At 51.9% G+C, this 19,847-nt stretch carries 26 protein-coding genes and 1 pseudogene; 8 read left to right on the top strand and 19 right to left on the bottom strand.

From position 1 onward, the window contains the following. Nucleotides 1-275: 275 nt before the first annotated feature. A complete protein-coding gene (locus tag V6942_RS22110) occupies nucleotides 276-1,553 on the bottom strand; it encodes a DUF2254 domain-containing protein (protein ID WP_003036928.1) in 1,278 nt (425 codons plus the stop codon). 64 nt (nucleotides 1,554-1,617) lie between these two features. After that, nucleotides 1,618-3,615, bottom strand: a complete 1,998-nt coding sequence (locus V6942_RS22105) for a BCCT family transporter (RefSeq protein WP_016245729.1) — start codon at nucleotides 3,613-3,615, stop codon at nucleotides 1,618-1,620. A 503-nt stretch (nucleotides 3,616-4,118) separates the two neighbouring features. On the opposite strand from V6942_RS22105, the pseudogene V6942_RS22100 reads away from it, so the two are divergent. The 7 genes and pseudogenes from V6942_RS22100 to V6942_RS22070 form a co-directional block, all read left to right on the top strand. After that, nucleotides 4,119-4,211: pseudogene (locus V6942_RS22100) on the top strand (DUF905 family protein); the annotation flags it as partial. Nucleotides 4,212-4,323: 112 nt separating this feature from the next. Beyond that, nucleotides 4,324-4,785: an antirestriction protein gene (locus V6942_RS22095; RefSeq protein ID WP_003031344.1), complete on the top strand. Its 462-nt coding sequence runs from the start codon at nucleotides 4,324-4,326 to the stop codon at nucleotides 4,783-4,785. 15 nt (nucleotides 4,786-4,800) lie between these two features. After that, a complete protein-coding gene (locus V6942_RS22090) occupies nucleotides 4,801-5,277 on the top strand; it encodes a JAB domain-containing protein (protein WP_003031345.1) in 477 nt (158 codons plus the stop codon). Between the two features lie 8 nt (nucleotides 5,278-5,285). Further along, complete coding sequence (locus V6942_RS22085) at nucleotides 5,286-5,507, top strand: DUF987 domain-containing protein (RefSeq protein WP_003031346.1); 222 nt, start codon at nucleotides 5,286-5,288, stop codon at nucleotides 5,505-5,507. Nucleotides 5,508-5,524: 17 nt separating this feature from the next. Next, nucleotides 5,525-5,842 carry a type IV toxin-antitoxin system YeeU family antitoxin gene (locus V6942_RS22080; protein ID WP_003031347.1) on the top strand — a complete coding sequence of 106 codons (318 nt, stop codon included), beginning with the start codon at nucleotides 5,525-5,527 and terminating at the stop codon, nucleotides 5,840-5,842. Between the two features lie 20 nt (nucleotides 5,843-5,862). Continuing rightward, nucleotides 5,863-6,204: a type IV toxin-antitoxin system toxin YkfI gene (gene ykfI, locus V6942_RS22075; protein ID WP_003031349.1), complete on the top strand. Its 342-nt coding sequence runs from the start codon at nucleotides 5,863-5,865 to the stop codon at nucleotides 6,202-6,204. 606 nt (nucleotides 6,205-6,810) lie between these two features. Beyond that, nucleotides 6,811-7,170: a hypothetical protein gene (locus tag V6942_RS22070; RefSeq protein WP_333501809.1), complete on the top strand. Its 360-nt coding sequence runs from the start codon at nucleotides 6,811-6,813 to the stop codon at nucleotides 7,168-7,170. A 20-nt stretch (nucleotides 7,171-7,190) separates the two neighbouring features. Here V6942_RS22070 and V6942_RS22065 read toward each other — a convergent pair whose 3' ends face one another. The 6 genes from V6942_RS22065 to V6942_RS22040 form a co-directional block, all read right to left on the bottom strand. After that, nucleotides 7,191-7,379: a hypothetical protein gene (locus V6942_RS22065; protein ID WP_112924557.1), complete on the bottom strand. Its 189-nt coding sequence runs from the start codon at nucleotides 7,377-7,379 to the stop codon at nucleotides 7,191-7,193. 104 nt (nucleotides 7,380-7,483) lie between these two features. After that, nucleotides 7,484-8,071: a hypothetical protein gene (locus tag V6942_RS22060; RefSeq protein ID WP_333501808.1), complete on the bottom strand. Its 588-nt coding sequence runs from the start codon at nucleotides 8,069-8,071 to the stop codon at nucleotides 7,484-7,486. 396 nt (nucleotides 8,072-8,467) lie between these two features. Then, entirely contained in the window at nucleotides 8,468-8,773 is a 306-nt protein-coding gene (locus tag V6942_RS22055) for a hypothetical protein (RefSeq protein ID WP_181599865.1), read from the bottom strand. Next, a complete protein-coding gene (locus V6942_RS22050; RefSeq protein ID WP_097476766.1) occupies nucleotides 8,770-9,252 on the bottom strand; it encodes a hypothetical protein in 483 nt (160 codons plus the stop codon). The genes V6942_RS22055 and V6942_RS22050 overlap by 4 nt, the downstream gene beginning before the upstream one ends. A gap of 20 nt (nucleotides 9,253-9,272) precedes the next feature. Beyond that, nucleotides 9,273-10,049 carry a hypothetical protein gene (locus tag V6942_RS22045; protein WP_225383613.1) on the bottom strand — a complete coding sequence of 259 codons (777 nt, stop codon included), beginning with the start codon at nucleotides 10,047-10,049 and terminating at the stop codon, nucleotides 9,273-9,275. Between the two features lie 26 nt (nucleotides 10,050-10,075). Next, nucleotides 10,076-10,252: a hypothetical protein gene (locus V6942_RS22040; protein ID WP_164881501.1), complete on the bottom strand. Its 177-nt coding sequence runs from the start codon at nucleotides 10,250-10,252 to the stop codon at nucleotides 10,076-10,078. A gap of 225 nt (nucleotides 10,253-10,477) precedes the next feature. Between V6942_RS22040 and V6942_RS22035 the strand changes: the two genes are divergently transcribed. After that, nucleotides 10,478-10,837, top strand: a complete 360-nt coding sequence (locus V6942_RS22035; protein WP_333501807.1) for a hypothetical protein — start codon at nucleotides 10,478-10,480, stop codon at nucleotides 10,835-10,837. Here the strand turns inward: V6942_RS22035 and V6942_RS22030 are convergent. The 11 genes from V6942_RS22030 to V6942_RS21980 form a co-directional block, all read right to left on the bottom strand. After that, nucleotides 10,830-11,372: a plasmid pRiA4b ORF-3 family protein gene (locus tag V6942_RS22030; protein WP_126293130.1), complete on the bottom strand. Its 543-nt coding sequence runs from the start codon at nucleotides 11,370-11,372 to the stop codon at nucleotides 10,830-10,832. The genes V6942_RS22035 and V6942_RS22030 overlap by 8 nt on opposite strands. A 120-nt stretch (nucleotides 11,373-11,492) precedes the next feature. After that, on the bottom strand, nucleotides 11,493-11,678 hold the full coding sequence (locus tag V6942_RS22025) for a hypothetical protein (protein WP_128350663.1): 186 nt from the start codon (nucleotides 11,676-11,678) through the stop codon (nucleotides 11,493-11,495). 232 nt (nucleotides 11,679-11,910) lie between these two features. Beyond that, the gene (locus V6942_RS22020) at nucleotides 11,911-12,522 is read right to left on the bottom strand and encodes a hypothetical protein (RefSeq protein ID WP_128350664.1); all 612 of its coding nucleotides are present in this window, start codon (nucleotides 12,520-12,522) and stop codon (nucleotides 11,911-11,913) included. Between the two features lie 570 nt (nucleotides 12,523-13,092). Next, the gene (locus V6942_RS22015) at nucleotides 13,093-13,404 is read right to left on the bottom strand and encodes a PerC family transcriptional regulator (RefSeq protein ID WP_128350665.1); all 312 of its coding nucleotides are present in this window, start codon (nucleotides 13,402-13,404) and stop codon (nucleotides 13,093-13,095) included. 11 nt (nucleotides 13,405-13,415) lie between these two features. Further along, nucleotides 13,416-13,850, bottom strand: a complete 435-nt coding sequence (locus V6942_RS22010) for a single-stranded DNA-binding protein (RefSeq protein WP_103786842.1) — start codon at nucleotides 13,848-13,850, stop codon at nucleotides 13,416-13,418. A 373-nt stretch (nucleotides 13,851-14,223) separates the two neighbouring features. Continuing rightward, the gene (locus V6942_RS22005) at nucleotides 14,224-16,980 is read right to left on the bottom strand and encodes a DUF927 domain-containing protein (RefSeq protein WP_333501806.1); all 2,757 of its coding nucleotides are present in this window, start codon (nucleotides 16,978-16,980) and stop codon (nucleotides 14,224-14,226) included. Between the two features lie 12 nt (nucleotides 16,981-16,992). Beyond that, the gene (locus V6942_RS22000; RefSeq protein ID WP_333501805.1) at nucleotides 16,993-17,619 is read right to left on the bottom strand and encodes a hypothetical protein; all 627 of its coding nucleotides are present in this window, start codon (nucleotides 17,617-17,619) and stop codon (nucleotides 16,993-16,995) included. After that, nucleotides 17,616-17,813, bottom strand: coding sequence for a hypothetical protein (locus V6942_RS21995; protein WP_023308804.1), 198 nt, complete (start codon nucleotides 17,811-17,813; stop codon nucleotides 17,616-17,618). The genes V6942_RS22000 and V6942_RS21995 overlap by 4 nt, the downstream gene beginning before the upstream one ends. Further along, nucleotides 17,810-18,604, bottom strand: coding sequence for a host cell division inhibitor Icd-like protein (locus tag V6942_RS21990; protein ID WP_333501804.1), 795 nt, complete (start codon nucleotides 18,602-18,604; stop codon nucleotides 17,810-17,812). The genes V6942_RS21995 and V6942_RS21990 overlap by 4 nt, the downstream gene beginning before the upstream one ends. Then, the gene (locus tag V6942_RS21985) at nucleotides 18,597-19,439 is read right to left on the bottom strand and encodes an antA/AntB antirepressor family protein (RefSeq protein WP_063158239.1); all 843 of its coding nucleotides are present in this window, start codon (nucleotides 19,437-19,439) and stop codon (nucleotides 18,597-18,599) included. Before V6942_RS21985 ends, V6942_RS21990 begins: the two co-directional genes overlap by 8 nt. A gap of 13 nt (nucleotides 19,440-19,452) precedes the next feature. Next, a complete protein-coding gene (locus V6942_RS21980) occupies nucleotides 19,453-19,830 on the bottom strand; it encodes a hypothetical protein (protein WP_333501811.1) in 378 nt (125 codons plus the stop codon). Between the last annotated feature and the right edge of the window lie 17 nt (nucleotides 19,831-19,847).

The following is a 19,847-nucleotide window of genomic DNA, read 5'->3' as shown; positions in this document are numbered from 1 at the left end:
TTTTATCTCCTTTGCTGGAGGAAATATGATGGTCTCAGCTACGGAATAAAAAAACAGTAGTCTGTTCCGAACTGAGTAGACATAATTTCTACATTTAGTGTTCTCCTGGTATTAAACCGAAATATTTGATTGTAGGCGATGTCTTACGTAGAGATAAAGCCTGCTGCAAAAGTGATGAAGACTCAGTATGTTCTCTTCTAATACAAAGCAGACGCCCATTCTCATGCAGACGCTTTGTTCTTGTCTCGCTAGCAACCAAATCGCTTGCTCCACAACTATGATTGCTTATTAGCGTTTTCATCAAAAAACAAATCAAAATAAATTGATTTTATGAATTCTCTATCGGAGTCTATATGGTCAGCGCGATTTGCATGCTCTAATGTTTCAATTGCCAGAGTGTGCGCGGCATCAGCAAACATCTCAGGCCAACCCGTACTCAGCATAGATAGCCCTTTGAGCACTCTTATCTGAATCTCTCTCATACTGGCACCATCGCGTGCGACAGGTGAGAAAAAGTCTTCCAGGAGATCGTTGTTCTGAAGTGGCGCAACGTGTACTGAAGGATAGGTCACTTCAATTTCATGAGACTTATTCTGCGCGTAAGCAGAAAGTATACGAACACCTCTGCCAATGACATCGATTGCGGTTCCAGGATCGTTCACTGCGGGTGAAAGGGCTCTGCAGGCTATTTCGGCCATGACGCTAAGACAAAATCGGGGATCCTGAGCAAATGAACGCACATCCGAGACAATGATCGTCTCAAGTAAATCGGCGCAGATTGATGACTCCTGGCCCTGACTCAGGTACAAAGCTGGCATGGACGGATGAATGAAACTGCCTGGTTGCGCCACAAGGTATACATGACGAGGATCATTGGCCAGCAGCTTGCTGAGTTTCTCCATATCAATATATTCAACATAGCCAATCTTCTTCGGATAAACTGCAACCGTTCCTTTCGGCTGTTCATAGCTCTCAAGCCATGGATATCCGCCGAGACAGGGATTTCTGGCTCTCGCAATAAATGTTTCGATGGCCGCCTGTTCTACTTTTGCTGTTGTCTCACCGACCCTCCCCAGAGAGGTCAAATGCTGTATCCAACGAAGCAATGTGATGAGGATGAGGGCAATGACAACGAGTGTGACAATGAATAAAATGACTCTTCCCCTTTCTCCGTAGGCTCCCATATTGAGGGCAATAATTCCTACCAGACTGAAGAGAAAGGAACCAATGAAGGTGGCCAGTACATTTTGTGTGGTTACGTCTTCCACAACTAAACGCGTTGCTCTGGGAGTAACATTAGTAGTGGCTGAACCGTAGGCTGTGACCATGATACTCAGCGAAAATGTGGTCACTGCCAGCATACTCGATGCCAGTATGTTCAGAATGTTATCAACTGCTTCCGCACCAACCTTCACTGAAACCGACTCAGGAATCATTGATTTAAAAAGAATAGATAAAAGAGCCGTTATTATCGCGACAATTGCGAATAACGTAGCTCTGAACCAGAGTTTCTTAAATGTTTGCTTCAGAATCCATTGCCAGCGTGAAATCATTCTGCATTCCCTCGTATTGCGGTCGGGATAAATAATTGCCGCCCCCTAGGACGGCATTTTGCTATCAACGAACCAGGTGCAGGAAGTGCAGGTGTTTTTCGTACTGGTCCAGTATGTCATTAATCAACTGTTCCTGATTCCAGCCCATCACATCATAATTTTGACCGCCTTCTTTGAGATAAACCTCAGCGCGATAATATCGATGTTGGTCAGTCTGCTGCTCATCATTATCCATTGCGGCGAGCGCGAAGGTGGGTGAGCTATACCCGCGAAGCCTCACTTCATATATAAAATTCAGCTCGTTGCCCAAATCCACTTCAAGACGAATACGATCGTCGGCTGCGTCACTAATGTGGCTTATCGTCCCCTGCTTGTTCAGTTCTTCCTGAACCAGCGTCATGGCAGGCTGGATAATGTCGTCCATAAAACGTTTCACAAGAGATCGTTTCGGCAGATACGCGATATTGCGTAACCTTCTCTGCCAGGGAATTGGGTTACGTGCAGCCGTAGGAGCAATAGTCGCCATGCTCAGGCTTTCACGCTTAGTCAAATCTCGACGCAGGGCTTTTAACAGCCCGTATATGGATATCAGCAAGATCACGGAGAAGGGTAATGCACTTGCTATTGTCACCGTTTGCAGCGCGCTCAGCCCTCCCGCAAGGAGAAGCGCAATTGCAACAACTCCCATGAGCGATGCCCAGAAGATTCGCTGCCAGACGGGTGTGTTTGCCACCCCACCTGATGCCAGAGTATCTACAACCATTGCCCCCGAGTCAGCAGATGTGACAAAGAAGACGATGACCATAGCCATTGCAATAAATGACAGCACGGAGGAGAACGGGAAATGCTCCAGGAAATTGAACAAGGCCAGCGAGACATCCTGTTGGACGGTATTGGCGAGATCGGTCGCCCCCTGGTTCATAATGAGATAGATTGCGCTGTTACCAAACACCGTCATCCACATGAGCGTAAAGCCGGCCGGAACAAACAGCACACCGGTGACAAATTCGCGAATGGTTCGGCCGCGTGAGACCCGTGCGATAAACATCCCCACAAATGGCGACCATGAAAGCCACCATCCCCAGTACAGTAATGTCCAGCCCCCCAGCCAGTTGCTCGACTTAGGTTCATATGCGTAAAGATTGAACGTTTTACTCACCAGTTCCGAAAGATAACCGCCGGTATTTTCCACAAATGACTTCAGCAGAAGCACAGTTGGCCCCAGACACAGGACCAGCGCCAGGAGCAACAACGCGAGGCCCAAATTGAGCTCAGACAGGATACGTATTCCCTTGTCTAGGCCGGTCACCACAGAAATCGTCGCTAACCCCGTGATGGCCACGATCAGAATGACCTGCACCGTTTCATTAATGGGCACCCCGAATAGGTGGTTCAAACCGGCATTCACCTGCAAAACACCGTAACCCAGCGATGTTGCAACGCCAAAGACCGTACCTATAACGGCAAAAATATCAACCGCATGGCCTATAGGTCCGTATATGCGATCGCCAATAATGGGATAGAGTGCAGAACGCAGCGTTAAAGGTAGACCGTGGCGGTAACTGAAAAAGGCCAGAATCAGCGCTACAATGGCATATATTGCCCAGGCATGCAGACCCCAGTGGAAGAAGGTCAGCCGCATTGCTTCCTTCGCTGCCGCAACAGTCTCTGGGGCGCCAACGGGAGGTGAGAGATAATGCATCACCGGTTCAGCAACGCCAAAGAACATCAGGCCGATCCCCATCCCTGCCGAAAAAAGCATCGCAAACCAGGAGTGATAGCTGAAATCAGGTTGCGCATGGTCCGGACCCAGCTTGATATCACCGTAGCGTGAGAGTCCCAGAAACGTGACACTCAATAAAATCAGGGCCACAGCAAGGATGTAGAACCAGCTTGCATTCGTGAAGATTTGTTGCTGAAGTAGTTTGAAATTTTTGTCAGCAACATCCGGGAATGCAGCGGCAAAAGCGACAAGAAGAAAAATTAACAAAGCAGATGTAAAGAATACAGCTTTGTTAATCTGGCTGTGAGACTTCTTTGGGATTGTTTCATTTTCACTCATAATCATTTATTCCATTGATTTAAATCCGTATTGGATAATGCTTACCACCTCTTACAGAGTAGCAAAATTCAACTGACTATGCGGCGTGAATCGAGCACATGGTGTGATGAGTGCCGATACAAATCATCCTATAATCGAAGGAGTTCTTTGTTAATCAGCCTGCCACTTCTTGGGTATTTAATTTGCATATTCTGTACCAGAGCTGGGATATACGTTAAGTGAAGTATATTAGACACGAATTACCAGCTTCTGCTTTTGGCACAAAACGGCCTATCAGCATTATAAAAATATTCAGATATATATCATTCCTCTGAACATACACAACTAACGGCAGAATCTCACGATTCTGCCGCTTTTTTATTATTTTTCAGGGGGGGAGTAATGAATAATTCTGAAGGTTTGAAGTCGTTTCACTAATCGCTTTATGACCTACCGTAGTGGGTATCGGCTGATTGCGCAGCAGGGCCATTAGTTCCTGCCAGTATCACCGGCGTTAACATTGAAGACGACTAGGGCAGGCATGGAACTTTGAACCGGATGCCGGTGAAGGTCTTAACCGCTATACCCGCAAGCCAGGCATCTGTACGGACGTATCCATCTGCTGGCTCCGCATGATTTACCAGCAACATTTAATCTTCCCGAACACTCATTATTACCGCATACGCCAGCCGTCGCCGCTGGCGTTTTTTTATTGACGGAGACATACCCATGACAACAGCGACAAAAAACAACCTCGCATCTGCTGCTAACGAATCCGAATTTGAACTGACCGTAACGCAGATACCCGACGAACAGCGTATCTGCTTCTGGCCGCAGTACTTTGGCTCTATCCCACAATGGATAACGCTGGAACCCCGCATTTTCGCCTGGATGGACCGCTTCTGTGACGAGTACAACAGTGGTATCTGGTCCTTTTACACGCTCAGCAATGGCGGCGCGTTTATGGCCCCTGATGCTGACGTTGACGATAAATGGCATCTGTTCAACGGTATGAACGGCAATGGCGCGGACATGAGTGCTGAAGCCGCAGGCATTGCTGTCTGCCTGATTGAATACAGCCATCACGCCTGCCGTACAGAGTGTGACGCAATGACCGCGCACTATTACCGCCTGCGGGACTATGCCCTGCAGCATTCTGAAGCCCACGCCATTTTGCGTATCATTGACTGACCGGAGGAGCAACGAATGAAACAGCTTTCCTTTTTACCCGGCGAGATAACGCCACAGGACCGGCGTCTCATTCAGCGGGCGCTCAGGGCTCTGGAGCGGCACCTGCATGAGCCTGGGGTAGCCTTCACCTCCACTCATGCCGTCCGGGAGTGGTTGCGGCTGCATATGGCCGCGCTTGAACGGGAAGAGTTCCGGGTGCTGTATCTGAACCAGCAGAACCAGTTGATTGCCCACGAAACCCTGTTTGCCGGTTCTATTAGCAGTACCGAGGTACATCCCCGCGAGGTGGTCAAGCGCGCTCTGTACTTCAACGCGGCAGCGGTAATACTGGCGCATAACCATCCTTCCGGCGAGACGACGCCCAGCCAGGCTGACAAAGCCCTCACGCAGCGACTGGTTCAGGTACTTCAACTGGTGGATATCCGTGTCCCTGACCATCTGATTGTCGGCGGCAGGCAAATCTATTCGTTCGCAGAACACGGTCTGCTGTGAGGTATTACATGAAAATTATCAGTAAACGCCGGGCAATGACGATATACCGCCAGCATCCTGAGTCCCGAATCTTTCGTTTCTGCACCGGCAAATACCAGTGGCACGGTAGCGTCTGCCATTACACCGGCAGGGACGTTCCGGATATCACAGGAGTCCTGGCGGTATACGCCGAACGCCGCCAGGACCGCGAGGGGCCTTATGCCTGCCTGATGAGCATCACCCTGAACTGACAATAAAGAGGTTATCAATGAGCAAAATCACATGGGGTCTGCAGCGTGATATCACGCCACGTCTGGGAGCCCGTCTGGTGCAGGAAGGCAACCGACTGCATTATCTGGCTGACCGGGCCAGCATGACCGGCAAGTTCAGTGACATCGAATACCGGAAGCTGGATGAAACATTCCCGCACTTTATCCGCCAGATGGAATCGATGCTGACCACTGGTGAACTCAGCACCCACCATGCCCACTGCGTTACCCTGTACCACAACGATTTAACCTGCGAAGCCGACACCCTTGGCAGTTGCGGCTACGTATACATCGCCATTTACCCCACTCAGCGTTAATTACCTTCACGAGAGCAAACATGAAAACTTTACCTGCAACAACTCAGCGGGCGGTGAAGCCCTGCCTGTCACCCGTGGCTGTCTGGCAAATGTTACTGACACGTCTGCTGGAACAGCACTATGGTCTGACAATAAACGACACGCCATTCTGCAATGAGGCTGTGATTAAGGAACACATCGATGCCGGTATCACCCTAGCCGATGCCGTGAATTTTCTGGTAGAAAAATACGAGCTGGTTCGTATAGACAGGAAGGGATTTAGCTGGCAGGAACAATCTCCTTATCTCCGGGCTGTAGACATTCTGCGAGCGCGGCAGGCAACTGGCTTGTTGCGGCAAAGCCGTAACAACGTAGTACGATGAACATTGCGTACAACCTTCCCGATTTACATTTCTGAACTTCCTCCCTTGTTTACCTATTGCGTAATGCGCCTGCTACTACCCGGCGGGCGCGTTATCTTTTTACGGACAAACAATCATGCAACCAGAAGTTGAAGTATTAACCGATCATAATGAGCTAATTTGTTCGAGCTTTATTGAACACATTGCCAACACATTAAATTTAGGAGTGGTGTAGACATGGACAACTAAACCTGCAGCCACGGATGTATAGTGAGCGAAGCCCTATCAGGCCTTTTTGGTCAGTAGATAAGATTGATCTTCGTTGATAGAATTTACTTACACCAGCTGTTACATGAAAATAATTTTTTGGTGGGAGAATGATAAGATCTTACGTAAGAATTTGATTTTAATGGTGCGATAATAGGAACAATACACATAGGAGATAACCTTTGTTTTTGTTGTCTTTTTTATTGTTCATTTTTTATAGATACCCCCAAAAGTACCCCCATATCTTTTTCCGCCCCTGAAATTTGGTTGTTATTCATACAGCATATCAGGCGGTAACGCTCTCCCTTCAACCCGCTTATTGTATGATAGTGCTATCCCACAATAAGGAACCTGCCAGCCATGAGAATGACCAACCGCAAAAAAGAGATACTCAGCTACTTTGAACCGGATAACCGCGATTGGGTAACAGGTGAGATTGGTGCGCCGCCGTTCGATGTGTCGGGTGTGGCCTACCTGCTTCATGGCATGGGATCATTCGGTAAACGCCACCAGCTCGAATCAACCCGGCGTACGCTCGAAAGCATGGTTGCCGGTGGACTGCTTGAGCGAATGACAGTGTATGAATCCCGTCAGGTACGGCGCGGCGGTGAAACCAGCGCAACAGTCGTGCGCTACGGTTTACCGGGACAGTGTGCCGTTGTGCGAGATAGTGGCGGCGCTGATAACTCGATATCTGGTGAATATGAGCGGGTTGGCTAACGCGATGATTCACAGGGCGGCTATCTTCGCGGCGCTGGCTTCTTCCACTGGTAGGCTGGTGCCGTCATCCTCCGGCGGTGCCGTTCTTTAGCTGCGAGCGTTCCCGCAACCCTGCAACGTAACTCCAGCATATCGGCGGCATTCAGCTCATGCCCCTGCAGGCGGGCCAGCTCTTCAATTACCGCCTCGATTTTCTTCTGTTTTAACACGGTATATCTTCCTGCCCTATGGCTCAACGGCACGCCCTGAGCATCAATATAAAAAGCCAGCCCCGGAGGGCTGGAATAACAGGAGCCTGCTGGCACACTTTGGTTTAGTCGGTATCGTCGGCCAGGGCATACAGCAACGAAGGGATCACTCTCCGCATGGCTGTTTCTTCGGTTTCATCGCTCATGAGGGTCAGGGTGTAATCCCGGCACTCGTAAATCACATCATATGCAGACAGGCCGAACGCGCCGCCCGCGATGATCTGCCCGATTTCAACATCTGGCGTTTCAACAATCGACAGCCGGTAGCCGCCGAACGTTACAGGAGGGTTATAAGGCCCTTCGCTTACAAACAGCTCTACGGCCTTTGCAGCCAGTTGGGCTCGTTCGTCCGGATCCATCCCGGCCACCTTACCGGCACCTGACACCATGATGCGCTTAATCTCCGCAACACTCATTTCCACCAGCGCACTCCCCTGCGCCTGACCGGCTGGAGCAGATTTGGTTTTCCCCCTGGCATTCTTCGTGCGCGGGTCACTGGCGCTGCGGTATCGGGCCAGGTAGGCATCACAGACCTCCTGGTCAATCTTCCCGTCAACCCGCGGCGGGAATCCTTCATGGCTCTCCCATTTATACAGTGCCTGCCGGCTCATTCCGGCATGTTTTGCGTACTGGCTGATGCTCATTAGTGACATAATTTTTCTCTTGCCTCATTGTCGCCAGCTGGCCAGTGTGTCAACCCGCCGGCGGAAAACTGTCAATCAAACGTCAAGGGATCTACCGCTTGACACTTTTCGGGCTGAAGGTGTCAATCAAACTGTCAATCAAAAATCCTCACCAATTCCCCTGCATCACGCGCCGTTTCTGGGACTTAACAACCTGACAACAAAAAAGTGTCAAGTGTAAAGTGTCAATCAAATTGAAAACCCATAGCTACAAAAACACCGCGGCGCGCAATGCCCGTGCCTTACAAAAGTCTCAGGAAGGACCCATTTTTGTAAGGCGACGGCGGAAGGCCGCATCAATAGTTCATGGGCGTAATTATTTTCCCGTTGTTCTCAACGTTGTAAGTTTTTCGCTCGCCTTTATCGTTAGTCATAACGATCTCCAGTCTTAACGGTTGTTCTGTGAAAGCATCCTTGAGGGAGCGCACCTTCACGCATCAGTGTCAGCAATTCAGGCGTCATACCCAACCCATCGGCAGCGGATTTTTGTTGATCAGGCCGTAGGGTTGTGAAAATTTTCGCAATCGACTCCAGTGTTTTTAAGGTGTTCACCGAACCATCTTTATTCTTCTCCAGATGCGGTCCAAGATTGCGAATAGCCTCATTAATGTCGTCAATGGCAGCACTGGCCCTGTCATCAGCAACCAGCTCAAAATCGAATGAATTACTCATACTTCCTCCACCAGCGAATTAACGCTATTCACGATATCGTCAAACGTAACTGGCTCTACAAACTTCTCCAGCGCCGACAGAGCAGCGTTAAAACCAGCCCGATAGCCGTTGGTGTCGCCGTTAATCATGCTGTGCTGGAATGCCGCCATGTTCTGGTCTTCGGCATCAAGGAGCTCCCAGCCAGGATAGGCTTTCTCCATGGCCCGACGGGTAAAACGACTGAGCTGCCGAACGCTGCCCTGCAGTAAGGCGATGGCACGCTGGTGTGGTATCCCTTCAGCGATAAGATGAAGTGCCTGTATCGGGTTTTGTTTGGCCTCTTTTCTCACCGCGATCAGATGTGCATCAGAATGGCGACGTTCAGGGGGTTGCTCGTCTTCAACAGACTGCTGAAGTCGATGCATGCGCTGCATACGGCGCCCGGAAAAGCCATATGCCTGCGCATCGGGCTGCGGCGGATTGAGATGCTGAAAGTTCATAATGCTCACCACCGCACCTCTCAGAGAGAAACCTGTGATTTAAGGTGCTCAGCTTCACGTGCCGGCCCTTCAATCTTGCCATTAACGCGACGGGTATCTCCCGGCAGGCTCACACCAGATGCCCGGATACGATCATTGCGGCGTGCTGTGGCCTGTGCCACTTCCTCCCGGTACTCCTCATCCGCTATGCGGCGAGCATTGACATTGTCAGGCGACATCGGGTCGTACTCGTTTTGCATCTTCAATGTCATGTTGGCTAATGCCTTGACCTCATCCTCTGTCAGAGGCTCTTCCATTTTTTTCAATGCCTTGATAGCGCTACTCTGGGCAGCGCTGTAACCATTTGCGTCACGGTTCTGCGTTGAAAACATCAGCGCCGTTCGGGCTTTCTCTTCGTCGTCCTGAAACTCCCAGGTCGGATCGTTCTCTTCCATAAATTTCTGGGTAAACACAGAAAGCGCCATCGGCGACGATGCCAGTTGCTGCTTTATTTTCTTCGATGAAAGCTTTGTTTCTTTCAGCAAACGAACAGCCAGAACCGGGTTGTTCTTAGCCTCAGTAGACACCGCGACATTGTGACCACGACTGTGCTGGTTTGGGCGATATACCTGAATATCGTCACTATCCTGTTTCAGTGGCTCATTACCGTTATCGGACTCGCCTTTCGTTTTGGTTTTGCCTGACAGATGCGAGAAATCAAACATGGATGGGTTTTCCTCAGAGAGTTGGGGCTGTTTTTTCTTACCTTTCATACCGAACGCTGTTTGCGCCCATGCAGGTAGTTTCATTAGCGGCATTGCTTTCTCCTTTCCGGGCAGCAGAGTTACTTCTTGCCCGCCTCATGCCGGTGGATACCCTGGCGCAAAAGGTGACGCGCCAGCTCCTGAATGCTTGGGGCTGCGCCTACGGTAGAACGTCGGCATTCATCATCCCGGAGGCGCTGTAACCCTTCGAGAATCGGCTGATCAACAAGAATCGGCTTTTTGTTAGTGACTGCCATTTCCTGACCTCCTGATACTGGTTAAACGTACATACTTCTTCTGTATGGGGTTAACTTATGATCAATAAAATAAATCGTCAAGATAAAATATTTTAATTAAAAGGGTTGCGGACTACATGAGGGGGTACTGATTGCGTTACAAAATGGAGGGGAAAGTTAAGTAGCCATTCCTCACCGCTTCTTATTGTATGATAGTGCTATCCCACAATAAGGAATAAGCCAGCCATGGGAATGACCAGCCGCAAAAAAGAGATACTCAGCTACTTTGAACCGGATAACCGCGATTGGGTAACAGGTGAGATTGGTGCGCCGCCGTTCGATGTGTCGGGTGTGGCCTACCTGCTTCATGGCATGGTGTCGTTCGATAAACGCCACCAGCTCGAATCCACCCGGCGAACTCTTGAAAGCATGGTTGCCGGGGGGCTACTGGAACGTGTGACAGTGTATGAATCGCGGCAGGTAAAGCGTGGCGGTGAAACCAGCGCAACAGTCGTGCGCTACGGTTTACCGGGACAGTGTGCCGTTGTGCGAGATAGTGGCGGCGCTGATAACGCAATATCAGGTGAATACATGCGGGTCAGTTAAGAGCCTGCAATCTGTTGTTAATGTTGTTCAGGTCGTAAACCCGGCGTTCAATATCCAGCATCAGGAAATTGCGGATCTCGGCCTGTTCAGGATTATCATATTCTCTGGCCTGTAAGAGCAATTCATTGTAACCATGCAATCCCCCCGAATTTTCCGCCGGGGTAGTCCCCCTCCCACGCAAACAGCTAACAGGCTGGATACTGGTATCATGGGTTTGCTTCTCCAGCACAATAAGACAATCCCACCAGTCGCCAAAGTCATACGTGTAAACCAGCTTGTCACCCTCATTCTGGATCGCCGCCCATAGTGGCGTGATTGCCGCATTACCCATGCTTTCACCCTCACCCCATACGCGATACTCGCTACCTAGATCACCTTTACGGCCTTTCTCGAACATATACAGATGTTCGTCATTCCAGCCAAAAGCCAACTGGATCACCGCGTGAAGTTCACTAAAGGGGATTTGCTCTGGAACCAGCACACGCCGCCATATTGGTGGTTTGCTGTCTCGGATGGTTATCTTTAGCTGGTACATGCAAATCCTGAATAAATGCGAATCGGAAGGATAACGATACTGACGCACTCACAATTCTGTAAAGGTGAATAAAGGTAATTTGCTTAATACGCATAAGTTACATGGGGAATAATCCCGTATCTACCTGCGCGGCGCTGGCTTCTTCCACTGGTAGGCAGGCGCTCGCATCATCTCCCCGAACCGTTTACGCCGGACTGTATCAGCTTCAATAATACGCTCCATTTCCCGAACCTCTGCCGGGGTAAGCTGGTGGCCTTCATGCTCCAGCTTGGCGGCGGTCAGCGCTGCTATTTCGTGTGGTGTCATACGCCATACCCTTTGGAAGGATGAAACAGCCCCGGATTAAATTTCATTTTTCGCGGGTATAAACATTCGATGAGGCGGGCAGTCCGTAAGGCTCAGGGTTGCAGAGATTTGGCCTCCCCCTCCCCGGTGATAGTTTATTGCTTGATGTGGATGGTTTGCTACATTGGCAGCGAATGCAAATTGTCGCAGAGGTCTATACCGTTCCCTGACGCCCCTTGTGGGCGTTTTGCTTTTACAGAGTCAGGCCAATGCCTCTGGCTGCTTTTCCCGCTTTACGCTCAATAACGCCCGTGATTCTGTCCACTACCGGGCTGAATGCCTGCCAGTAAGCCATCTCCATAACTGATAATTCTGCCCGCTTCCTGTCAAACGTAGCCCTGCGCATCCCCTTTGGTTTCGGGAACATGCGAATGTCATTAAACAGGTTATTGGTAAGGTCATTGTTGCCCCAAATCGCGTATCGCTGCTGGCGTATCTTCATGCGCATCCTGTCCAGTCTGTCGGCGCTCTGGCTCTTATAGTGAAGTTTCCAGCACGCCCGGCAGCCAATGTCTTTCTTGCCGATATACAGCTTTGCAGCCCGCTTCCTACAGTGAGGGCAAACGTACCATTCCCGCACGCCATACCCGGCCTTCGTGGTTGTGGTGCGAATAGCCCGCGTCACGCCGTTGATTGTCATGGCGTAGCTGTCGGCTTGCCGGAAGGTATACAACATTCCGCTTTCGGTCTGGGTATAAAGCTGCGGACCCGGCTCAGCATCCGCCAGCCTGCTACGCATGTTCGCAAGGAATGGCAACCCTATACGGGGCAGGTCGGTGGTATAGCTGCGCGTTCTGTCTCTCACTGGCTGGCCTCCTGCGAATTACTGCGCATTAACTGCGAACGGTGCGCAAATTGAATACGAAATAATATGCGTATTTTACCGTAAATTGCGCACAAACTTTGCGGCTTCACATCAATAAAGCCAGTAATCGCGCGGGGTTGAGGATGGTTTGCGCATTGATATCCGTTTCGTTTTGCGCAGTTTTTTTGTGAACTGCGCAATTCGCAATTTACTGCGCCCAAAACCTTAGCAAAACTTAGCATATCCGTGGTGCTACCAACTGCGAATGGACTAATCTGCGCCAGTAATATCAGTCCTCTCCGCTATTTTGCGAATTCGCATTTCGTTCTGCGCAATTTACTGCGCATTAGCAATGCCACCGTTAGAATTCGTCAGATGGTACGCACGCTGAATGCGCAGTTTTGCTGCGTACCTGACTGCGTACTGCGAACCAGTGGCGCGAACCATAATATTTTGGACGACCTAAATCACGCTCTGGCTTCCAGCCCTCTGCTGACGCGGGTTTAGCGCTACGAGGGTTTTAAATCCGTCCAGGACAGTCCAAAATTTACAGCCGTTCTGGTGCTAACTTTACTGCGAACTGTCGCCCCCGCTGGTGGCCTGTCGTTGCTTCTTACCACCGTTTAATCGGAAGGCATTGCCGTTTGGTTGCGCTATCCCCATGCGGTGTTGTGTCTCAGTGACTGCTTTATGCAGATCGCCGTAATCATCGGTTTTCACTGGCGGGCGCTTCACGTTCGTCAGACACGTATCACGGCGCTGCTTTACCCATTCCCGATCATCGTCCTCAGCACAAAGCATCATGACTTCCTGCCAGCGCGTCGCAGCCCTACGATACAGCCCCTTCGCCTCCAAAGCCTCGGCTTTGCTGTCGTTTACCATGTTTATCTCCCTCAGAATGGCGCTTCATCGTCGAATGGTGGGCGCTGGTCGTATTCATCACGGGATGGCTGCTGCGCACGTCTGAGCGCGTCCGTCGCCTGTCCCTGCTGTCCCGCCTTCCCGCCGGGACGTACCGTTCTGGCGCTGATCACACTGTCTGCAATCACCTGATACCCGGTCTGTATGCCACCGTCCTGCCCTGTCCACTGGTTCACCTGCATATTGCCAGCCACGCTAACAAGGTCGCCTTTCTGGTGCTTCGCCAGCGCATCGGCCTGCTTACCAAAGGCAATAACACCCAGCCAGAAGGTTGACTCTCCGGCCTCTGCCGCATTGCAGGGAAGCGATACAGCCAGCCGTGCCATAGCCATGTTGCTACCGTTCGTAGTGGTGCGGGTCTGGGGATCTGCCACCAGCCGCCCGTATGCTGAAATTTGTGCTGTCATTGTTACCTCACCGGATTATTAGTTTTGCTAATGACGATTTCTTAACGTGGGACACCTGCCGATTTTTTTCATAGTAAGCAGAAATAGTGTTGTCTCAGTTGTCTTTGTTGTCTCACGGCGCTACAGGCCGCGTCACGTCTGGATTTTGCCGAGACAACATTGATGATTTTGTGTTGTCTCACGCAGGGTAAATGTTGTCTCACTGCCAGCCAGGCAAAAAATCACACTTTCACTATGTTGTCTCAAAACAGCTAAATGTTGTCTCGCTGTTGTCTCAGGAAATGAAATAAAAACCTTATAAATCAATCAAATTTACAAACTGAGACAACAAAGACAACTGAGACAACACTAAAACTACGTATGTGAAAAAAGATCACTCCTCTGGCTGGGTGGTTTCCTCTGCCATGAAGTTGAGCACATAAACGCGGATTTGCCTGCCATCCTCTCGCACACGCCCCTGATAACCTCTGCCGCTGGTCGGCGGGGTGAGCATCCCGACGCGTTTAAGTACCTCGGCAAACTGTTTGGCATTGAATCCCCGCGCTATCTCCTGCTCGAAGGTCGCCGGGAAGGTGTAGAAAATTATCGGGTCGCTGTCGTGATTTCCCTTCTTCCTGTACCCGGCTAAATCGCGGATGGGTAAATCACGGGGGTCATAACCCAACGGTGCGTAGCGACTCAGGCCATGCGCATTCAAAAACGCCTCCGTCTGCTCAATAATCTGCTGGTGCTCTTTGTTCCCCGTGCCGAACTCACGCAACCACGCATTATAGCTGTGCTGTATCGCATCACGGCACGTCTGAGCATCCCACCCGGTGACTACTTCACCCAGCAATAACGCCGCCTCCAGAATGGCAAAGCGTGCGGCCACACGGTGTACCTGCTCGCCATAGTCAGCAGGAATAAGGCTGCGCCAGCGGGCTTCACATTCACGCACGGTATCAATCGCCTGCTGCTGGTGGCCTGCCAGCCACTTGATCCACTCCCGCCCGGCAGCGCCGTGATGGTGCTGGTAAGCATCTTTCAGTGCGTCGGCGTGCTGTTTGCCGTTCTGGTGGTCATGGAAGCGTACCGTTTTACTCAGTGGGATATTCAGCAGGCGTACCAGTTGCCCGGCTTTGGTCTTGCGTCCGGCGGTGGCGATGAAGGTTTCTAAATCCATTTCCCCGGTGCTGATCGCCACGGTTCGCCAGCGTTTTAAATCGCGGTTGCCACCTTCTTTTGCTCCCTGCAATTTCCCCACGCCGTTAAACAGCGCATAAGCAGACTGTGACACGCTTACCGGGTCTGCCCCCTGTCCGACTTCATCCAGCGGCATCAGTCCGTCATTGTGTGCGGCGGCTTCGTTCGCCAGCCCCAGCGCCGTGCCGTACCACGTCAGGCGTAGTAAGTCCGGGTTGCCGTATAAGCTGCTCGCCACGTTCGCCGTGGTGGTTTTACCCGCGCTCGACTGTTCATAGAAGTGAATGCCGAATCCGTCAGCGCCAGCCAGCCCGATTAACGGTGCTGCCAGTGCGGCGGCAATGCCCGTCATCATCGCGTAGTTACCGTATGCCAGCCGCGCAACACTGTTACGCCAGCTCTCTGAGGTTCCCGCTACGCTGTACCCGGCGGCGGCAGAACTGCGTCCACTGAATAAAACGGGTTGCGCAGGTGCGCCGATAATTTCCCCATCCGGCATAATGTATGCCCCGCACTGCCAGCCACTAGCGTGAGCAACGCGCCACAATTCACGCGAGCCGCTACGCTGTAGCCAGTCAGCCAGAATCGCCCGCAAGCTGCTCTTGGTGGTGACGTTAACCCCGCCCGCTTTCAGGGTGCGCCATCCCTCGCGCTCGCCAATGTCAGCCAGGGGGATAGCCGCTGTTGTCGGTATGCCTGCGCCAAAGGCCAGCCAGCGCAATATCAGGTACTGATCCTTATCGTCCCGCCCGGTGCCGATAACGTCCATCGATGAGGCCAGCCAGCTTTCATTGTTGATAATCTCGCCGCTTTCCTTGTCCACCTTAGGCGTGATCCAGTAAACGCCATCTTTGCGGCTCTCAATGCGGGGTTTTAGCGGGTCTTTCTCTGGCTGGTCAGTTTTACCGCCCTCAATGGCCTGTAGTTGTGGTTTCACGCATTCCCCCTGCGGCTGGTACATCGAATCATTAAACGCAGCCGTAGCGACTTCCAGCCCGTGTTGATGGTGGTAGTCGTTCCAGTCAGCTTTGTAGTCTGTCGGCGGCACGGCAACATAGCCCGCCACGGCAGAAGCGGCTTTCTCCGCCCGTTCAGTGCCAGTATTGGGCTTGTCATCCAGTCGGTCGTTATCAGCGGCAATGATGATCTGCGCCTGTGGGTACTGCTGGCGCATAAACTCCGCCACTGGCAGCAGGTTGCCCGCATCAATGGCGCACACTGTCAGTGCGTCAGGCCGCATCAGGTGAGTAGATAAAGTCGTTGCCAGCCCTTCGGCAATGATCACCTTCTGCGGCTGTCCCGGTGCGTTAACGGCGTGATATGCCCCACGCTTTGCTGAACCTGTCAGGAGTCGTTTTTCACCCTGCGGGGTGATGGTCTGCGCCGCCACCACTGCGCCTGATTCATCCACCAGCGGCAGGAGTAACGAACCATCGGACATAACCGGGTAATTGAACCCGGTCAGCCCTTTTGATTGCAGGTAATCAGATTCGCCCTGTGTGACGTTCTGGCGCATTCCGGCATACAGACGGGTAAACGTTGCCCTTCGCTGCTCTGCGTCCTCTGCTGCCTGTTGCTGGCGCTCCTGCTCACGCTGCTGGCGGTCAGCCTCCAGTTGCTCCCTTCTCTGGCTCGCTGCCGTCTGGTCGGTTTGTGCTGCCCGGTAATCAATACCCAGCACATCAGCGGCAAGGTGCGCCGCCTCTGTTGTGTCGCAATTGTTCACCCGCTTGATTAAATCCAGCCCGTCGCCCGCGCCGCACTGATTGCAGATAAAGCTGCCGCGCCCGTTGTCGTCGAACCGGAAGCGATCCGTACCGCCACATGCAGGGCAGGGGGCATGACGGCGTGATGAATCAGGCACGTCGATAGACAGGCCAGCCAGCACATAAGGCCAGTTACCAGCGGCGGCGGTGGTCACTTCGCGGATAAGGTCGATATTACGCATTGTGTCGCTCCCTCAGTGCGCCGCTGGCATTTCAGGCCAGCCGTTTTCATCCAGATCAGCAATGAAGTGATCGTGTAGCTCTGCCAGCGTTTCACGTCCGAACGGGGTCAGCTCTCCGCGTTCCGCATCCTGCATGGCGCGGTAGAACACAATGGCGTTCTCTGTTCCTTGCTCAACGCCGTAGCGCTCAATCATTGCGCCCTCGATGTTGTTCGCCATCGCCAGCCGTTCAGCAAACGGGTAAATCACCATGCCCGCATTACCATTGGAGTAAATCGCCACCTGCGATGTTGTGCCGTCAGCCTCCGTGACGTAGGTTGTGCCGTTTTCGCGCTTCATCTCAGAAATGAACGTGGCAGCAATCAGCCAGCGCCACATAGTCAGGTTATGCTGCGCGGTGAAGTCGAACCAGCCACGCGCCCCGCCGTCAGCCACTGCAAAATGCAGGGCAAATCCTTCATCGGGTATTTCGTCATACCTGCCGCTATCGAGATGAGTTACCGCGTCTGAATAGGGAACAAGGCAAACATGCTCATACATCCCGGCATCATTGCGGGTCATGATGTTTACGCCGTCCGGTGTGGCTTCTGCGTGGAACAGGTCGGGATTTCCCGGTTTAATGGTCAGTATATTGCTCATGCTTTGCCCTCCCGTTCTGCCAATTCTTCAATCAGCCATGCGGCAACATCACCGGAAAGGCGCTTTAACAGAGTGGCGATTGCGGATACTTCGCTATCGGCAAGGTGGTGGGGGAAGTCTTCAACCAGACGGGCAATTATTTCTGTCTGGTGCGCGCGTTCTGCGACCTGCTCTAAGGTGAGTTCACGGCTCATGCTGCTACCTCCAGACGGATACGGCCTGCAAAGAAACAGACGTGATCCCGCGCCAGAGTGCGGCGGGCTTCGCGCTCAGTTTCAGCAGCAATGTGATGGATTTTGGCGGTAATTGTCGGCATGTCGCGGCGAACGGCTGCGATTAGCCAGATGAATTGCGGATTTTGGGTAGGGGTAGTAGCCAGCATAGCGGCAGCCTCTGATTCATGGTTTTGAGAACCACCACCGGAAACGCCAATTTCGCTGGTGGTGAACTGTACAGGGTTGGCGTAACCGGGAATCAGAGAAACCGGCGCGGATTGCTCCGCCCCCATACAGTCCACCATTGAACAGGTGTAACTGCGCGGCACAAAAAAACACGCATGGCGCGTGTTGTGCGCTCTGATAATTACCGGGACGCCAATCCCGACACCAGATTTTGCTGGTGCGCTATAACCATAAACCGGGTTGGCGATAGTCGGCAAGCCCTTTTTTATGGACTCCAGAAACTCACCTTCGCGCGTGCGCATACTGTTGCATAAATTCCCTGCATCTAGTGGTGATGTCAGAAAAATCTTCCCGCCTCGTGTAGTGATGATGGGAAAATCTTCCTCGCGTAGTGACCCCCAATAAATCTTCGTGCGCGTACTGGTCTCGAAACTCTCCTCGTCACCACGACGAGAAAATGAGGAGCTGGCATTAGCTGGCACTGTTATGCCAGCTTTACCCTCATGCGTGTGCGCGATCCCGCGCAAGGTACACATCAGGCCAGCCAGGGGAAAGGCTTTATTCTGGACGGCGGCATTAAGCATGATTAGCCCCCAGATGTTTAGCTAACCAGCGCTGAGAGAGGCGGATTAGCTCGGCTTTACGCAGGTCATATCCCATACCCATATCAATCAGCGTAATGTTGGTACTCTCCAGGTAGGTGAGGTGTTCCAGTTGCCAGGCGTTCATGCTGTCGCGTGGTTCGCCAGTAATGCTATTCGCCTGCGCCCACTGCTTCGCCGTCATGCCACCCAAAACAATGCGGGCGATCATGTTGCTCTCGTTGCTGTAGTGGCGAGCCTGCGTCTGTTTACCCTGTTCTGCGCGGGCGCTTTCCAGTGCTACGCACATCGGTTTAAACAGGTTGGCGGCACCGATGCGGGCTTTGAGCTGGCGGCGATACTGAGCGGCAATCTCTGGCACGCTGCGCTGTAGGGCTTCTTCACACTGAATAAAGTAACGGCGAACGGCGCGACCTTGTTCGTTTCGCTCAACCATTGCCAGTTCTTTAGCCATTCCCAGAGAAAGGCCATAATCTTTACTGCGACGGTCGCCGCCACGCTTTGTCACCCATCCGGGGCTACCCTGTTCAAAATTTGAACTTTGATTCCTGAAATCTGAGGAATCAAAAACCACGTAATCAGCACTCAGGCTAAAGCCATATTCATCAATGCGTAGTTTTATCCAGGTTGAAAAGTCGTTACCTACTCCAAGCGCTGTATGCAGTGCCTTAGCACTAACAATACTGGCCTCACGCCCGCCAATTTGACCGGAAATAACGGGAACAATAGCGGCAAAGTCATTAGTGCTATATTCGCCCTGGTTAACGCTGGATTGTGGGGCGGCCTCCGAATTGAATCGGCTTTTTTCGATAGTCATGTTTTCGGCTCCGTTATGCGGCGTTAAATGCGTCCGGGTAGAGGTTCAGAATGTCGGCAATATCCTGCTGAGATAGCCCGTGATGTTCATTAATGGCAGCATTATGGTTCACAAGTTGGATCACCTTAAGAACGTCGCCACGGCAGGAAAAGCGGTAGCGCAGGTGTGCGCCGATACCATCCGGGTTTTTCTCGTCGATACGCTCTAGTTGAATATCAAGCTGGCGCTCCAGTTCAGACGCATAATTACGCCCGGATGAAAGACGGCAGTAGCGCAGAATATCATTTTCTGTCCATCCCTCTACGCCAGTGCGCAGCATATAGACGCGGGCGCGGTGTTTCTTTGGGGTACGCTTAGGGAAGGTGCGAATAAGCAGGTCATTTCTTCCCAAGCTGACTCGCTGATTAA

It is taken from the genome of Kluyvera genomosp. 2 (assembly GCF_036759865.1).
GTDB classification, from domain to species: Bacteria; Pseudomonadota; Gammaproteobacteria; order Enterobacterales; family Enterobacteriaceae; genus Kluyvera; species Kluyvera ascorbata_B.
The sequence above is the reverse complement of the archived record's forward strand: the minus strand, read 5'-3'. Positions and strand labels throughout refer to the sequence as shown.

Coding starts and splice junctions, on each gene's coding strand:
- V6942_RS22050 (WP_097476766.1), bottom strand. CDS start 9,252: ATGAACTTTCAGCATCTCAATCCGCCGCAGCCCGATGCGCAGGCATAT.
- V6942_RS22110 (WP_003036928.1), bottom strand. CDS start 1,553: ATGATTTCACGCTGGCAATGGATTCTGAAGCAAACATTTAAGAAACTC.
- V6942_RS22000 (WP_333501805.1), bottom strand. CDS start 17,619: ATGAGCAATATACTGACCATTAAACCGGGAAATCCCGACCTGTTCCAC.
- V6942_RS22005 (WP_333501806.1), bottom strand. CDS start 16,980: ATGCGTAATATCGACCTTATCCGCGAAGTGACCACCGCCGCCGCTGGT.
- ykfI (WP_003031349.1), top strand. CDS start 5,863: ATGAAAACTTTACCTGCAACAACTCAGCGGGCGGTGAAGCCCTGCCTG.
- V6942_RS22080 (WP_003031347.1), top strand. CDS start 5,525: ATGAGCAAAATCACATGGGGTCTGCAGCGTGATATCACGCCACGTCTG.
- V6942_RS22060 (WP_333501808.1), bottom strand. CDS start 8,071: ATGTCACTAATGAGCATCAGCCAGTACGCAAAACATGCCGGAATGAGC.
- V6942_RS22010 (WP_103786842.1), bottom strand. CDS start 13,850: ATGACAGCACAAATTTCAGCATACGGGCGGCTGGTGGCAGATCCCCAG.
- V6942_RS21985 (WP_063158239.1), bottom strand. CDS start 19,439: ATGACTATCGAAAAAAGCCGATTCAATTCGGAGGCCGCCCCACAATCC.
- V6942_RS22025 (WP_128350663.1), bottom strand. CDS start 11,678: ATGACACCACACGAAATAGCAGCGCTGACCGCCGCCAAGCTGGAGCAT.
- V6942_RS22105 (WP_016245729.1), bottom strand. CDS start 3,615: ATGAGTGAAAATGAAACAATCCCAAAGAAGTCTCACAGCCAGATTAAC.
- V6942_RS22085 (WP_003031346.1), top strand. CDS start 5,286: ATGAAAATTATCAGTAAACGCCGGGCAATGACGATATACCGCCAGCAT.
- V6942_RS22015 (WP_128350665.1), bottom strand. CDS start 13,404: ATGGTAAACGACAGCAAAGCCGAGGCTTTGGAGGCGAAGGGGCTGTAT.
- V6942_RS22055 (WP_181599865.1), bottom strand. CDS start 8,773: ATGAGTAATTCATTCGATTTTGAGCTGGTTGCTGATGACAGGGCCAGT.
- V6942_RS22035 (WP_333501807.1), top strand. CDS start 10,478: ATGGGAATGACCAGCCGCAAAAAAGAGATACTCAGCTACTTTGAACCG.
- V6942_RS21990 (WP_333501804.1), bottom strand. CDS start 18,604: ATGCTTAATGCCGCCGTCCAGAATAAAGCCTTTCCCCTGGCTGGCCTG.
- V6942_RS22095 (WP_003031344.1), top strand. CDS start 4,324: ATGACAACAGCGACAAAAAACAACCTCGCATCTGCTGCTAACGAATCC.
- V6942_RS22090 (WP_003031345.1), top strand. CDS start 4,801: ATGAAACAGCTTTCCTTTTTACCCGGCGAGATAACGCCACAGGACCGG.
- V6942_RS22030 (WP_126293130.1), bottom strand. CDS start 11,372: ATGTACCAGCTAAAGATAACCATCCGAGACAGCAAACCACCAATATGG.
- V6942_RS21995 (WP_023308804.1), bottom strand. CDS start 17,813: ATGAGCCGTGAACTCACCTTAGAGCAGGTCGCAGAACGCGCGCACCAG.
- V6942_RS22045 (WP_225383613.1), bottom strand. CDS start 10,049: ATGCCGCTAATGAAACTACCTGCATGGGCGCAAACAGCGTTCGGTATG.
- V6942_RS22070 (WP_333501809.1), top strand. CDS start 6,811: ATGAGAATGACCAACCGCAAAAAAGAGATACTCAGCTACTTTGAACCG.
- V6942_RS22040 (WP_164881501.1), bottom strand. CDS start 10,252: ATGGCAGTCACTAACAAAAAGCCGATTCTTGTTGATCAGCCGATTCTC.